This window comes from Agarivorans sp. 2_MG-2023 (assembly GCF_030548085.1).
In the GTDB taxonomy this organism is placed as follows: Bacteria; Pseudomonadota; Gammaproteobacteria; order Enterobacterales; family Celerinatantimonadaceae; genus Agarivorans.
Map to the genome: position 1 here is coordinate 58,940 of NZ_JAUORQ010000013.1, position 14,997 is coordinate 73,936.

The 14,997-nt window shown below is 44.1% G+C and carries 11 protein-coding genes; 7 read left to right on the plus strand and 4 right to left on the minus strand.

Annotated features, from left to right (window positions below; all coding sequences use genetic code 11):
- Window positions 1–14 precede the first annotated feature (14 nt).
- On the minus strand, window positions 15–1,850 hold the full coding sequence (locus Q4549_RS17930; protein WP_303553775.1) for an alpha/beta fold hydrolase: 1,836 nt from the start codon (window positions 1,848–1,850) through the stop codon (window positions 15–17).
- A gap of 214 nt (window positions 1,851–2,064) precedes the next feature.
- A complete protein-coding gene (gene xseA, locus Q4549_RS17935) occupies window positions 2,065–3,399 on the minus strand; it encodes an exodeoxyribonuclease VII large subunit (protein ID WP_303553776.1) in 1,335 nt (444 codons plus the stop codon).
- A gap of 131 nt (window positions 3,400–3,530) precedes the next feature.
- Between xseA and guaB the strand changes: the two genes are divergently transcribed.
- The 6 genes from guaB to rlmM all read left to right on the plus strand — a co-directional run bounded on the left by guaB (window position 3,531) and on the right by rlmM (window position 10,834).
- Entirely contained in the window at window positions 3,531–4,991 is a 1,461-nt protein-coding gene (gene guaB, locus Q4549_RS17940) for an IMP dehydrogenase (protein ID WP_303553777.1), read from the plus strand.
- 74 nt (window positions 4,992–5,065) lie between these two features.
- Window positions 5,066–6,646 carry a glutamine-hydrolyzing GMP synthase gene (gene guaA, locus Q4549_RS17945; protein WP_303553778.1) on the plus strand — a complete coding sequence of 527 codons (1,581 nt, stop codon included), beginning with the start codon at window positions 5,066–5,068 and terminating at the stop codon, window positions 6,644–6,646.
- A 236-nt stretch (window positions 6,647–6,882) separates the two neighbouring features.
- Window positions 6,883–8,049, plus strand: coding sequence for an MFS transporter (locus Q4549_RS17950; RefSeq protein WP_303553779.1), 1,167 nt, complete (start codon window positions 6,883–6,885; stop codon window positions 8,047–8,049).
- 436 nt (window positions 8,050–8,485) lie between these two features.
- Entirely contained in the window at window positions 8,486–9,412 is a 927-nt protein-coding gene (locus Q4549_RS17955; RefSeq protein WP_137672826.1) for a transcriptional regulator GcvA, read from the plus strand.
- The gene (locus Q4549_RS17960) at window positions 9,409–9,780 is read left to right on the plus strand and encodes a DUF423 domain-containing protein (protein ID WP_303514904.1); all 372 of its coding nucleotides are present in this window, start codon (window positions 9,409–9,411) and stop codon (window positions 9,778–9,780) included. The genes Q4549_RS17955 and Q4549_RS17960 overlap by 4 nt, the downstream gene beginning before the upstream one ends.
- Window positions 9,773–10,834 (plus strand): 23S rRNA (cytidine(2498)-2'-O)-methyltransferase RlmM, encoded by a 1,062-nt coding sequence (gene rlmM, locus Q4549_RS17965; protein WP_303553780.1) that lies wholly within the window; start codon window positions 9,773–9,775, stop codon window positions 10,832–10,834. The genes Q4549_RS17960 and rlmM overlap by 8 nt, the downstream gene beginning before the upstream one ends.
- 70 nt (window positions 10,835–10,904) lie before the next feature.
- Here rlmM and Q4549_RS17970 read toward each other — a convergent pair whose 3' ends face one another.
- The gene (locus Q4549_RS17970) at window positions 10,905–11,912 is read right to left on the minus strand and encodes an isocitrate dehydrogenase (protein WP_137672829.1); all 1,008 of its coding nucleotides are present in this window, start codon (window positions 11,910–11,912) and stop codon (window positions 10,905–10,907) included.
- Window positions 11,913–12,104: 192 nt separating this feature from the next.
- Window positions 12,105–13,991, minus strand: coding sequence for a methyl-accepting chemotaxis protein (locus tag Q4549_RS17975; protein WP_303553781.1), 1,887 nt, complete (start codon window positions 13,989–13,991; stop codon window positions 12,105–12,107).
- A gap of 172 nt (window positions 13,992–14,163) precedes the next feature.
- Between Q4549_RS17975 and Q4549_RS17980 the strand changes: the two genes are divergently transcribed.
- Window positions 14,164–14,985 (plus strand): LysR family transcriptional regulator, encoded by an 822-nt coding sequence (locus Q4549_RS17980; RefSeq protein WP_303553782.1) that lies wholly within the window; start codon window positions 14,164–14,166, stop codon window positions 14,983–14,985.
- Window positions 14,986–14,997: the final 12 nt, after the last annotated feature.

A 14,997-nucleotide genomic window follows, 5' to 3' on the forward strand; every position in this document is an offset into this window, starting at 1 on the left:
TTGTTTGTTTATAACTAGCTTTTTCGCTTGGCAATACTTTCTAAGATTGCAGGCCAATGTTGATAAATCATGTAATGGCCTAACTCAGGTATCACCTCTAAACGTGCATTTTTTGCTCGAGCAATAAAGCGTTCTGCTAAGGTTAGCGGTATATGTTTGTCGTTTTCGCCATGAAAGAGTTGGGTAGCTACTTTTACATCTTCAATCTCAAAGCCCCAAGGTGCCATTACTTGGCGAACCTCATCGGAAAAGGCATTACCGCCTTGGACTTTCGATTCCATTAAATAACGGCCAAACTTTTCTTTGAACATTGGGCTTTCAAACAGCTCTACATCGGTTCCCTCTAAATCGCGAGCGAGCACCTTAAACAGTTTGTTAGGATCTTTGTGTAGACCTTTGTCCAAAATGTTGGTGAATAAGCGGTGCATATTAGGGAAGTCACGTGCTAGTTTCATGTGCATACGATAAAGCTTAGCGGTAGCCTTATAGTCACTATCATAAGTTAGTGCATCACCTGAGCTAACGATAGTTAAATGGCTAACCATGTCGGGAATTTTAGCTGCGCTACAGGCCGCGTAAACCCCACCAGTGGCATAACCTAATAACTCAACCTTAGCGAGGTTTAAGTGCTCTAGCAGCGCTTTTAGATCAGCGGTCCATTGCACAAAACTGTAACTCTCATGGTAGTCAGAGCCACCAAAGCCCGGTCGGTCGATAGAAATCAATCGAATTCCCAGTTGAGCAGCGATATCTACTTGGTCAAAAAAGTTTTCTAAGCGACAACCTAAGATGCTGTGGCAATACACTACGGGTTTGCCTTTTGGGTCACCGAACTCTTGATAACAAAGTTTGCGCTCATCCGGAAGTCTGAAGTAGCGTGCATTGCTGTCTTGAGGTGTGCCAAAATCAAAATGGCGGCTACTTTGCGATAGCATTCCCCATGGACCAGTTAACACTAGACTGGCAAGTTCACTTTGGCTGCTTACACCGGTTTTTTTGAATACCGATTTTAGCTGTGTTCGCACCGTGTTGTAGCTTACAAATATCTTGTCAGCAATGTCGGGTGGAGACATACCTTGGGCGATGTAATTAACAATTCGCGCTTCTTTAGGCGTGAGTTTGTAACCATCGGCAAAGGCGGCTAAATCGAGCTCTACATCAGGCCGAGAAGGTGAAATAAATACCACTACGCTGGCATTACGCTCAAGTAAGGGATCTTGAAGGTGATTGACTGGGCTTAAAATAACCATGGTTTGCACGTCGGTTTCGTTGTTTACCTGAATAGGCAAACCTCGACTGCTTGATTCGTTAGGCCCTAACGAAGACAATTCTTCAACATATTGCTTAAGTAACTCAGTAGATTCGCTTTGCTGGGTCACCAAGTTTTTATTCTTTTGATATAAACCTTGGCCAAGCTGCAGGGTTTCTTCTGCCAGCTCGTTGGTAAGCAAAATTTCACTTTGAGCGTTAACTAAAATCACGCCGACCGGAATATGATCAAGTAGCGAGTTAAGCGAATGATTTTTTTCTTCAAGCTGATAAATGCGTTTAGCAATGTTTAAGGCTTGATTGAAATGCTCCAACAGCAGTTGATTGCGTTCAGAGTACTGGCTTTGGGCCATCGAGAGTTGCGGCGAGACTGCGTCCAACATTTGGCTCAGTTTTGCCGAGGAGTTATCTTGCTTACCAGGGGCTTCAGTTCGCTGAAGTTCTGGCATCATATAAAGGTGCTCTAGCAGGTCAGGCCAATATTCAGGTTCTGCTGCCGCTCGATAAATCATACCGATCAACTGTTCCCTGTTATCAACGCTGGTTAGCTCACGCTCCTTGGTGCTATCCAATGAATTCATAGTATTGCTGCTAATTTTCTTTATTTAATGGCTAGTTAGTTACCAAGAATGGTCGCTTCGCCTCTTTAGCGGGCTTGGTCGTCCTTCCAGTTACACTTCAAACCAACTAGATGTCCGGTTTAGTCCCCCTAATCTTATGCCAGTTTTAGCTATAATCCCATTAATTTTGACATTTGAATCACTAGTTGTGACTTAGTGTTTAAAACAATTAGTGTTAGGAGCAAATAGTCGCATTAAGGTTATCGTCAGAAAATTTCAGTTTTACTACGTCGCCCTGTTTAAGCTCTGCCGCATGCTTTACCAATTTATCTTGGTGAGTCACCAAGGTAAAACCGCGATCTAGCACCTTTAATGGGCTGAGACTATCTAATTGGCGACAAATGCCGGCGAGTTGCTGCTGCTGTTGGTCAATCAGTTGTTGGCTAGCGTTAAGCAATCGCTGGCGCTGCTCATATACACGTTGTTGTTGTCGTTCAACTTTTCGTTCAATTAGCGAGTGTTTTAAACGCGCCTTGAGTTGACCATGACGAAGCTCACCATTAGAGATTTGTTGATTAAGTGAAAGGCTTAAACGATGTGCTAGCTCATCAAACCTTTGCTGCTGCTGTTCTAATACATGAACTGGCGATAGGGCCTGAATACGATGATTGAGCTGTGCCAAACAAATTTGCTGTTGTCTAAAGCTGTGCATGGCATGCATTGCTAGTTGTTGCTTTAAATGCGTCATGCGCTGAGGGATGTGACTGGCTTGCTGGCTTACAATTTCAGCCGCGGCTGATGGGGTGGCTGCTCGTACATCGGCCACCAAATCACTAATGCTGTCGTCTACCTCATGGCCTACCGCTGAGATAATCGGTATGTTTGAATCAAAAATAGTTCTGGCCAGTTGCTCATCATTAAAAGCCCATAAGTCTTCTTTAGAGCCTCCACCACGGCCAACAATGAGTATGTCGGTTTCGTCTCGCTGATTAGCCAGTTCTATCATCTCAATAAGCTGTGGAGCCGCTAGCTCGCCTTGCACTGATGCCGGATACACAATCACTTTGGTTGCTGGCGCACGGCGCTCTAACACCGTTAGAATGTCTTGTAGCGCAGCCCCTGACGCTGAACTAACTACACCAATGCAGCTAGGATACTCGGGGAGTACTTGTTTCTCGGCATCAGCGAATAGCCCTTCGGCGGCTAGCTTCATTTTTAGCTGTTCATAAGCCTGTTGCATCGCGCCATCACCCGAGGGGTGAATAGCTTCTGCAATCAGCTGATAGTCACCACGAGGCTCGTACATGGTTATTTTGGCTTTCACCAGCACTTTCATACCCGACTCGGGCTTGAATACTACCTTGCGGTTAGCGCCTTTAAACATTGCACAACGCACCTGCGCTGAGTGGTCCTTTAAACTAAAATACCAATGCCCCGAAAATGGTGTAGAAAAATTAGATATTTCACCTTCTAACCAAATCGTACCGATAGAATTTTCTAGTAAACGTCTAACTTGCTGGTTTAACTGACTAACACTCAGAACATTATTGGTTATTTGACTAGATTTCATCAGTTAACTCGAAGGAAAGTAGAAAATAATGTAAGAAAATAACATTTTTCGTTTTACCTTGGCCAGCTTTATACCTATAATCCGTCCGCAATATTTTACCTCTTTATTAACTGATTTAGGCGAATGTTGCTATGTTGAGAATTTCCAAAGAAGCCTTAACCTTCGATGATGTACTACTACTTCCTGCTCACTCAGAAGTACTTCCAAATACCGCCAATTTGGCGACACGTCTAACCAAAGATATTCCGCTAAGTATTCCTATGGTATCTGCCGCTATGGATACTGTAACTGAAGCAAACTTTGCTATTGCACTCGCTCAAGAAGGCGGTGTTGGCTTTATTCACAAAAACATGAGCATTGAGCAGCAAGCTGCTGAAGTGCGCAGAGTGAAGAAGTTTGAAGCGGGTATTGTACTTGAGCCTATCACCGTAACGCCTGATTTAACCTTAGGGCAAATTGCTGAGCTACGTCAGATGCATGGTTTTGCTGGTTTTCCAGTGGTAACAGAAGCAAACGACTTAGTCGGTATTGTTACTGGGCGTGACTTGCGTTTTGAAACTGACTTCACTAAAACCGTTTCTCAGGTTATGACGCCAAAAGAGCGTTTAGTTACTACCACTGATACCTCACGTGATGTAGTTGAAAAAATGATGCACGAGCACCGGATTGAAAAAATGTTGGTGGTTGATGATGCATTTAAATTGACCGGCTTGATTACCGTAAAAGATTTCAAAAAAGCGGAACGTAAACCAAACGCGTGTAAAGACAGTTTTGGTCGCTTGCGTGTTGGTGCTGCTGTTGGTGCTGGTGCGGGTAACGAAGAGCGAGTAGATGCCTTGGTTGAGGCTGGCGTAGATGTATTGCTGATAGACTCTTCACACGGTCATTCTCAAGGCGTGCTCGATAGAATTAAAGCCACTCGAACTAAATACCCTGATCTTGCCATTGTTGGCGGGAACGTAGCAACGGGCGCAGGTGCTATAGCCCTAGCAGATGCTGGTGTAAGTGCCGTTAAAGTGGGTATTGGCCCAGGTTCAATTTGTACTACACGCATCGTAACCGGTGTAGGTGTGCCACAAATTACTGCTGTATCTGACGCAGTCGAAGCACTAAAAGGCCGCGATATTCCGGTTATTGCTGATGGCGGCATCCGTTTCTCTGGTGACATCGCTAAAGCTTTAGTGGCTGGTGCCTCGTGTGTGATGGTTGGCAGCATGTTTGCGGGTACTGAAGAAGCACCTGGTGAAATTGAGCTGTATCAAGGTCGTTCGTTTAAGTCTTACCGCGGAATGGGCTCTTTAGGCGCTATGTCTCAAGGTTCATCAGATCGTTACTTCCAAACCGATAACGCTGCCGATAAATTAGTGCCAGAAGGCATTGAAGGTCGAGTAGCTTATAAAGGCCCTGTTAAGGCGATTATTCACCAGCAAATGGGCGGTTTACGTTCATGTATGGGGCTAACTGGTTGCGGCACGATTAACGAACTAAATACTAAAGCTGAGTTCGTTCGCGTAACCAGCGCGGGTATGGGTGAGAGTCATGTTCATGACGTTACCATTACTAAAGAAGCCCCTAACTACCGTATGGGCTAAGTCCGTTACCTTATATGCCACTAAGCGCCGAGAGGCGCTTAGTTTTATCAGCCTCTTTTAAAAAGTAAGTGATTATGAGCAGAGATATCCACGAACATCGTATTCTAATTTTAGATTTTGGATCGCAATACACCCAGCTTATCGCACGTCGCATTCGCGAAATTGGTGTTTATTGTGAATTGTGGGGTTGGGATGTTGAAGAAGCCGACATTCGCGAGTTCGCACCAAACGGCATAATTTTAGCCGGCGGACCAGAAAGTGTGACGGAAAATAACTCGCCACGCGCGCCAGAATACGTGTTTAACGCGGGTGTGCCAGTATTAGGTATTTGTTACGGCATGCAAACCATGTCTGAGCAGCTGGGCGGTGCGGTAATCCAAGGCGAAGGGCAACGTGAATTTGGCTACGCACAAGTTGAAGTGGTAGCTGAATCGTCATTGTTTAAAGCCATTGAAGATGCGGTAGCGCCAAATGGTAATGCCTTGTTAGATGTATGGATGAGCCACGGCGACAAAGTGTCGGCTATCCCTGAAGGATTCACTACCGTAGCGCAAACGCCTAGTTGTGAATTTGCGGCAATGATGCACCCAGAAAAGAACTTTTACGGCGTGCAATTTCACCCTGAAGTTACGCATACCCGCCAAGGTTTACGTATGCTAGAGCACTTTGTTAAAGAAATTTGTGCTTGTGATGCCTTGTGGACGTCTGAATCCATTATCGAAAACGCAATTGCTCAAATAAAGCAGCAAGTGGGTGACGACGAAGTGATTCTTGGCCTTAGTGGTGGGGTAGACTCATCAGTGGTTGCGATGCTTATTCAGCGTGCTATAGGCGACAAGCTTACCTGTGTATTTGTAGACAATGGATTACTACGCTTAAACGAAGGCCAGCAAGTCATGGACATGTTTGGTAACCACTTCGGTCTTAATATTGTTCACGTAAACGCAGAAAGTCGCTTTTTAGAAGCGATGGCCGGTGAGAGTGACCCAGAGAAGAAACGTAAGATTATTGGCCACGTATTCATTGATGTATTTGATGAAGAATCGAAAAAGCTAAAAAATGCCAAGTGGCTAGCACAAGGTACTATTTACCCAGACGTAATTGAGTCAGCGGCTTCTAAAACCGGTAAAGCACATGTGATTAAATCTCACCATAACGTGGGCGGTTTGCCAGACGATATGGACATGGGCTTAGTTGAACCTTTACGTGAGTTGTTTAAAGATGAAGTGCGTAAAATTGGCCTAGAGCTAGGTTTGCCTTACGACATGTTATACCGCCACCCGTTCCCTGGGCCTGGTTTAGGTGTTCGTGTATTAGGTGAAGTGAAGAAAGAGTACTGTGACTTACTGCGCCGTGCAGACGCTATCTTCATTGAAGAGTTACACAAAAACGATCTTTACAATAAAGTAAGCCAAGCCTTCACGGTGTTTCTACCGGTACGTTCGGTAGGAGTAATGGGTGATGCGCGCAAATACGATTGGGTAGTATCGCTACGAGCTGTAGAAACTATCGACTTTATGACAGCGCATTGGGCACACTTGCCTTACGACTTCTTAGGCCATGTGAGTAACCGAATTATCAACGAAATAGACGGTATATCACGTGTGGTTTACGACATCTCTGGAAAGCCACCAGCTACCATTGAATGGGAATAATAACTCCCTATTAAAACAGGCGCCTTAAGGGCGCCTTTTTTATATCTATTTCAAATTTGTGCTTTACCAAGCTTTAAACGATGACCGTTTGCTTGGGTTTCGCACTATTCATCATAATGATTCGTGCGCCCTAAGTATTGTGGAGCTAACAAATAAGATCTTTCAGGAAGGGGAAGAATACAGCCTTCGTTTAACCAATGTTCTATAGTGATGGCTTAATTGCAGGGAGGGGTGTTTTGAATATATTTGTATGGATGCTGGCTATATGCCAAGCCTTGCTCACCACGGGCAATATATTGTTAGTAGCTGTAACCGGTTTGATTGGCCAACAGCTCGCGCCTTCCGCTGGGTGGGTAACCTTTCCTGTTGCGATGCAGTTTTTGGGATTAATGTTAGCGACGATTCCTGCTTCTCTTATTATGGGCGTTACTGGGCGAAAGAAGGGTTTTGTACTGGGTAACTTAGTGGGTATTAGCGGCGCAGTGTTGGCGGTATATGCTCTGTACCAACAGCAATTTATGTTGTTTAGCTGTGCGACCTTTTTACTTGGGATAGGAATTGGCTTTGGAATGCTTTACCGCTTCGCAGCAGTAGAGCTTTGCTCTGAGGGGCAACAACCAAGGGCCATTTCTGCCATTATGGCTGGCGGTGTTATTGCGGCAATCATTGGGCCGAGTCTCGCAGTTTATAGCCAGGCCTGGTGGCCTAAGCAACCTTTTATTGGCGCCTTTGTCGGTTTGCTTGGTCTTTACATTATCGCCTTAATTTTGCTACTGATGATTCGCTTCAATGATGAAACAGCTAGCAATCAACACTCAGTAGCGGCTCGGCCCTTAAGGGACATTATTGGCTCGGTGAATTACATAGTGGCTGTGGTGGCGGGCGTAGTTAGCTACTTTGTTATGAACTTACTAATGACAGCAACGCCTTTAGCGATGCATCACCATGGCTATCATTTTGCTCAATCTGCTTCCGTTATCGAGTGGCATGTATTGGGTATGTTTGCTCCTTCGTTTATCACTGGGCGTTTGATACTGCGTATTGGCTTGTTTCCAACCATGTTATTGGGATTAGGGCTAATGGTTGCTTGTGTTTTGGTGAACCTTCTAGGGACTAGCTTTAACCACTTCGCTATTGCCTTAACCTTGTTGGGTGTTGGTTGGAACTTCATGTTTATTGGCGCTACCCAAATGCTTACTCAGTCTTATCAGTTGAATGAAAAAGCGAAAGCGCAGGCAGTTAACGAGTTTGTGGTGTTTTCTTTGGTGGCAGTGTCGGCTTTATCAGCTGGTTGGTTAGAGCAAAGCTTTGGTTGGCGAGCGGTGAATTACAGCGCTTTGCCTATTTTGTTAGTTGGTTTGCTGTGTTTGGTTTTTTACCAACGTCAACATAAAGGGCAATGATCTTTTAAGCGTTTACAGCGCCGAGCGTTTTTATGCGTAAAATCAAAGATTATTTTTTTTAATGCTAAAGCCTTATGGTTATTGTTGGTTTAGTTTGCTTAATAAGGTAACTAGCTTTCTCATGCCCTTGAATTTTAGGCAAAAAAAAGCCATCGCATAAAGCAATGGCTACAAATTCTTTTTGACAGACAGGGTCAAAATAAGAAACAGGGAAGTCAGCAAAAGGCCGACAAATGCAAACACAACATAGCAATCAAAGTAATTACAAATCCGGTAACTACTTAAAGAGGCCTGACATAACACCTTGATATTAGGCGCTCTGTCAGACCCCTTCGCTTGATTGCGTGTGCATATTAATCTGCAACTGGTCGTACAACAATAGATAATTTATAATGCCTATAGATTAGAAAAACTTATCCGTTAATGGGATGTTAATATGGCGCGTCGTTTGCCCCCCTTAAATGCATTAAAAGCGTTTGAAGCTGCTGCTAGGCACCTCAGCTTTACTCGAGCTGCAGAAGAGTTATTTGTGACTCAAGCCGCAGTCAGCCACCAGATCAAAGCCTTAGAAGAGTTCTTGGGTTTGAAACTTTTCCGCAGAAAAAACAGAGCCTTACTGTTGACCGAAGAAGGCCAGGGCTATTTCCTTGATATTAAAGATATTTTTATATCGTTAACCGAAGCGACTGATCGGCTACTTGCTCGTGGCGCTAAAGGAACGATAACAGTTAGTTTACAACCCAGTTTTGCCATTCAATGGTTAGTACCACGTTTATCCCAATTTAGTGAGATGCATCCCGATATTGATGTTCGAATAAAAGCGGTAGATTTGTACGAAGGCTCATTAACCGAAGATGTCGACGTAGCTATTTATTATGGGCGAGGTAATTGGTCTGGTTTACGCGCCGATAAGCTTCACACTGAGTATTTGGTTCCAGTATGTTCGCCGAGCTTATTGGTGGGCGATAAAGCCTTAACCAAGCCTGAAGATTTGCAGTTTCATACGTTATTGCATGATACCGCCCGCCATGATTGGAAAGAATGGTTTAAGTTGGTGGGGTTGCGCCAAATGAATGTTAACCATGGACCTATCTTTTCTCACTCAACCATGGTGTTGCAGGCTGCAGTTTATGGGCAAGGTGTGGCGCTGGGACACAGTGTGCTGGCTAAGCCAGAGATTGAAGCGGGGCGCTTGGTATGTCCTTTTGAGCAGGTTTTACTGAGTAAAAATGCCTATTACATGGTATGTAAACCGAGCCAAGCAGAGCAGGGCAAGTTAGTGGCGTTTCGTGAATGGATGATTTCGCTGGTTGAGCAAGAGCAGCAGGAATTTGCGAATGAAGGTTTGGTAGACGCAGAATGAGCAATCAAATTAACGCCAGTTGGCCAATTCGTTTATTGCTCGCGATAAGCGGCGGATTTACCGTGATAATGGGGGCGGGTGCCGCGCATGGCTTTAGTCGGTTTTTAGGTGACGCACAGCTTGGCTGGATAGAAACGGGCGTGTTCTACCAGCTTATTCATTTAGTGGCGGCGGTCGCTGTGCTGAATAAGTATCGCCTTAGCGCAATATTGTGGATTATTGGTGGTTGGTTATTTGCCGGTAGCTTATACTGCTTGGCTTTTTTCGGCGCTAAAATATTTGGGCCAATGACTCCGCTCGGTGGAGTGGTGTTGATTATTGGCTGGTTGTGTTTAGCGTTGCCAACAAAGAGTATAAGTAATGAGTAGTATCATCCTTTATTGTCGCTCTGGTTTTGAGAGTGACTGTGCCGCCGAAATCCAGTTTCATGCCGAGCAGTTAGGCTATTACGGGTTTGCTAAAGCAGGTGATGGTAAAGGGTTTGTAGAGTTTAGCTGTTTCCAAAGTGAGCACTCAGTAAGTCTTTATCAAAGCATAGATTTTCGTGAGTTGGTATTTGCTCGGCATTGGTTTTTAGCCTTGGCGGAAATGCAGTTAGATGAAGCGAATCGAGTGGCATCTATTTTAGCGCTAGAGCAGAAGTTGCCTCGATGCGGGAGTTTGCGTTTAGAGTACCCAGACACTAACGACGGAAAAGCACTATCAAGCTTTTGCAAAAAATTTACTCGCCCGTTAGAAAACGCGCTAGTTAAACACCAATGGTTGACTAAAAAAAACAATCCAAAACTGCCCGCTATGCAGCTGTTTTTCGTTAGCGGTACTCATTGTTGGCTGGGTTACTCTGATACTCGTAATGGTAATGCTCAGCCTAATGGTATTCTACGTTTAAAATTTCCATCTGAAGCGCCTAGCCGCTCAACCCTAAAGCTTGATGAGGCCTTTATGGTATTGCTGAATGAACAAGAGCGCGAGCAATACATTGAAAACGGCCAACATGCTGTTGATTTAGGGGCTTGCCCAGGTGGTTGGACTTATCAGTTGGTTAGGCGAAATATGTTTGTAGCTGCAGTGGATAACGGCCCTATGGCGCAGTCTTTAATGGATACTGGCCAAGTGCAGCATTATCGAGAAGATGGGTTCAAATATAAACCTGAGCGTGACAATGTAAGTTGGTTGGTGTGTGACATGGTTGAGCGCCCGGCTAAAGTATCGCGATTAATGCTTAAATGGTTAGCCAATGGTTGGTGTCGCTACGCCATGTTTAATTTGAAGTTGCCAATGAAGCAGCGATTTACTGAAGTTAATCAAGACTTGGAACTATTGCGAGAAGGCTTAAGTGAGTTAGGTTTCAAACATGAAGTAAGAGCCAAGCAACTCTACCATGATAGGGAAGAAATCACGGTTTTTGCACGAGTTTATTAAAACATCATTGATGCAGTGCTAAGCGATAAAAAAGGCAGCCTAGGCTGCCTTTTTTGAATCGATAATAAGTTTATAAACGATCTAAAATCGATTGAGTAAACTCTTTGGTGCCAGCTGTGCCACCTAAATCACGAGTGGTACGGTCACCACTTGCTATTACTTCGGTAAGCGCTTTTAGAATGTTTGCGGCTTTGTCTTCCATACCTAGGTATTCAAGCATTTGAATACTGGCTAAAATAACCGATGTTGGGTTAGCAATATCTTGGCCTGCAATATCGGGAGCACTGCCGTGTACCGCTTCAAAAATTGCTGCACGTTCACCAATATTAGCGCCAGGAGCCATACCTAAACCGCCCACTAGGCCAGCACATAGGTCAGACAATATGTCGCCAAATAAGTTAGTAGTTACCATTACGTCAAAGCGCTCTGGGTACATTACTAGGTTCATACATGCGGCATCAACGATCATTTCTTCCGACTCAATATCGGGGTATTGCTTAGCAACTTCACGTGCTACTTCTAAAAATAAACCAGAAGTTGATTTCATGATGTTAGCTTTATGAATGGCGGTGACTTTTTTACGGCCTTCACGGCGCGCCAATTCGTAAGCAAATTTTACGATGCGCTCTGCGCCATCTTTCGTAATAACACTCATCGCTTCGGCACTAGTGCCGTCTTCGCTACGTTTCTGACCAATACCTGAGTACATCCCTTCGGTGTTTTCACGAACGGTGATGATATCAATGTTCTCGTAACGCGCTTTAGTACCTACAAAAGAGCGTACTGGACGAATGTTGGCGTAAAGGTCGAAATGTTTACGCATTGAAACGTTGATAGAGGTGAAGCCGGTACCCACTGGTGTTGTGAGTGGGCCTTTTAGTGCGATGCCATTTTGTTCGATGAGTTGTAGGGATTTCTCAGGTAACAGGCTGCCATCACTTTCTAACGCAGTAAGCCCTGCGTTGGCAAAATCATATTCAAAACCACAACCCGCTTTGTCCATGATAGCGATTGCACTTTCGATAATACTAGGGCCAATACCATCTCCTGGTATTACGGTGATTCGTCTTGTTGACATATCTCTTCCTAATTCGTAGGCATTTTTTATTATCTAAGGGGAGGAGGTAACACTCCGTGTTATTGCCCGACAATTGAGGTCTTCGGGCAACACAGAGTTTACATTTTTTTAACTCAATACTCAAAAGGATTCAGCTAATACTAAGGTATTAGCTTGATTTTAAGACTAAATTTTAGCCAGCTTTGTTAAGACTTATAATTTGAAAACCTCAATGGATTTATTCAGTGTATTGGCAATTTCAGTGAGCTCCTCAACCATTTTGGTATTGTTCTCCGAGCTATCGAAAGTGCTTTTTGCTAAATCGTTGATGCCGACAATACTGGTGTTAATTTCTGCCGCTACTAGGGTCTGTTCTTCAGCGGCTGTGGCAATTTGAGTATTCATGTCATGAATCACTGACACTGAGCTACTTATGGCTTCTAAGGCTTGATTTGCTTGGTCTGATTTTTCTGCGGTGAGTTGAGCATCTTTGGCGTTGGTTTGCATTAATGATACGGAGTTTTTCGCCTCGGTTTGCAGCTTGGTAATCATCTCTTGAATTTCATTAGTGCTATCTTGAGTCCGATTAGCGAGATTACGCACCTCATCGGCAACTACCGCAAAGCCTCGGCCTTGTTCGCCTGCGCGTGCTGCTTCAATCGCCGCATTAAGCGCTAGTAAGTTGGTTTGTTCAGCAATGCCGCGAATTACCTCTAATATTCGGCCAATGCCCTCTGTTTCCATTTCTAGCTTGTTAATCACCTCCTGAACTTTTTCGATACCGCCAACTAGCAAGTTAATGTTGTTGTTCATTTCGTTGACTACGCTAATGCCTTGCTGGGAGTGTTCGTTGGCTTCAGTTGCTGCCGTTGAGGCTTGAAGTGCGTTACGTGCTACTTCATCTACAGTTACCGTCATTTGGTTCATTGCCGTTGACGTTTGCTCCAATTGCATCATTTGTGATTCAGAACTGGTGTTTACCGTTGAGGCTGACTCGTGAATAAGGGATGACGATTTATTTAACTGCTCGGTGGCGGTGTTAATGCCGGTAACGATGCTGGTGAGGTTTTTGACCATGGCCAGTACCGCATGATAAATCCCGGTTTCATTTCCAGTTTGCTGCTCCGAATAGCGTAAATCACCTTTGGCAATGTTTTGCACAATGGTTTCTATGTCTGAGGGTTCGCCGCCAATCGGGGCATACATTAATCGGATGACCACAAAGTAGGTAATCACTAAGGCGACAATAATTAGCACTACCGCAAGAGAGGCGGTGATCACAAGATTACGGTTAGAGGCTTGGTTTATACTATCCCATCGGTCCCAAGCCCATACTGTCCAGTTGAGTGTGGATGCTTTTGCTGAAACCACGGAATACTCGTTACCATCAAAATCATAGTCATGCTGGCTTGAGTCCATTGTATTGTACTGTTTATAGGAGGGGCGTAATTCAAACAGGTTTTTGCCAATGTAATCAGTATATTTAGCCGCAATAATGAAACCGTCCTCTCGGCTTACAAACAGCTGATTTTGTTCCGATAAGCCATCAATAAACGTTGTTATCTGATTTAAGGCAAGGTTAACCGCCAAAATGCCTATCGCTTTGCCATCGCGCTGCACTGGAACAGCTACCGCCATTACAACATCACCGGTGCTGCTGGTATAAGGTGTGGTAACAATTTTAGCTTCATTCGCCATACCACGGGTATACCATTCGCGATTGAGCTTTTTAGCGTTGAAGTTAGGAATAATGCCATTATTGCTGGCAGCGTAAGTGTCTCCACTAGCCAAACCGATGTAGGCATTAAGCACGCCTAATTTGTTCTTCATCGCATGTAGCGACACCATTAGTTGTTTTTCATCTACTTTGCCAGAGGCACTCACTGGAAGTTCGGCGGCCTTTAAATCCAAGGCATCAAAATAACGGTCCATTTTCTGTTCAATCGCTTTCGCGATAAGGAACGCTTGATCGTCCAATTGGGCGGTGTAATTGACTACAGAAGCAGATTTAAAATTAATAAATCCAACGGCGGAGATGAGTAGAATTATAATGGAGAACAACAAACCCATTAAGTAGAGGATCTTTGCCTTGGCGCTCATTTATATTTCCCTATATTTATTTTCATCTTCTGCAAAAGCTTGGCCTTATTGGACAAGCTTGTGTGCATGCGACTAAATAAACTATAGATCAAAAAACTACTTTGAATGGTTTAGCCAAGAAGACTTTTTTAAGGTAGCTTTAGCTAAATGTTATGGGATAACCAGGGCTTAGATGAAAGATTTAAATGCTTTACACGTTTTTTTAGCGTTAATGCACACTCGTTCTACCACTAAAGCCGCGCGTAAACTAGGGCGGTCACAATCTTATGTTTCAAAGGTGTTGGCTCAGTTAAGAGAGCAATTAGATGATCCTTTGTTTGTGAGGCATGCTGGGGAATTACAACCGACTGGTTATGCCGAATCCATTGCTCCTAAATTAAAGCGCGCTTTGGTAGATGTAGATCTTGCTCTTGAACCCGATGAATTCGAACCATCAAGTGTCAGTAAAGTGACCTTGCATATTGTTGAGCCTTATTTGATTACCTTAGGCAAACAAATCATCGACGCGATAAGAGAGCAAACATCAGCAGTGATTGAGATGAGGCAGTGGGGCGCTAATAGCGAATCGCTTATTCTACGCGAAGAAGTAGACCTTGGCTTACATGTTATCAATGATAAACCTCAGTCTTTTTACCAAAAAAGAATTCACTCTGGGGCGGGCTATTTTCATGGTAATCAATCTGGCGAGTACGTGAAGTTTCTCATCTCGGGAGTGAACGAGCATCAAGACCATTTTAAGGCACTAGATCCCACGATAGAAGTAGGCATTATTGTTGATAGCCATATATTGTTAGATCAACTGATGGGCAATTGTTTCACTTTAAAATACGAACCTTACTATGAAAAAAGCCAACAGCATCAGTTGAATATTGATGTTGCATTGATCATGAAGAGCTCGCTTCGTTATTCGGCTAAACAGCAATGGCTATCAAATCTGATTTCGTCAATTATCGACCGACACAATAGCGAATGGTTAGCCTTACAGGGCGAGTAGTAGAGTAGCGAA

Coding starts and splice junctions, on each gene's coding strand:
- Q4549_RS17930 (WP_303553775.1), bottom strand. CDS start 1,850: ATGAATTCATTGGATAGCACCAAGGAGCGTGAGCTAACCAGCGTTGAT.
- xseA (WP_303553776.1), bottom strand. CDS start 3,399: ATGAAATCTAGTCAAATAACCAATAATGTTCTGAGTGTTAGTCAGTTA.
- guaB (WP_303553777.1), top strand. CDS start 3,531: ATGTTGAGAATTTCCAAAGAAGCCTTAACCTTCGATGATGTACTACTA.
- guaA (WP_303553778.1), top strand. CDS start 5,066: ATGAGCAGAGATATCCACGAACATCGTATTCTAATTTTAGATTTTGGA.
- Q4549_RS17955 (WP_137672826.1), top strand. CDS start 8,486: ATGGCGCGTCGTTTGCCCCCCTTAAATGCATTAAAAGCGTTTGAAGCT.
- Q4549_RS17960 (WP_303514904.1), top strand. CDS start 9,409: ATGAGCAATCAAATTAACGCCAGTTGGCCAATTCGTTTATTGCTCGCG.
- rlmM (WP_303553780.1), top strand. CDS start 9,773: ATGAGTAGTATCATCCTTTATTGTCGCTCTGGTTTTGAGAGTGACTGT.
- Q4549_RS17970 (WP_137672829.1), bottom strand. CDS start 11,912: ATGTCAACAAGACGAATCACCGTAATACCAGGAGATGGTATTGGCCCT.
- Q4549_RS17975 (WP_303553781.1), bottom strand. CDS start 13,991: ATGAGCGCCAAGGCAAAGATCCTCTACTTAATGGGTTTGTTGTTCTCC.
- Q4549_RS17980 (WP_303553782.1), top strand. CDS start 14,164: ATGAAAGATTTAAATGCTTTACACGTTTTTTTAGCGTTAATGCACACT.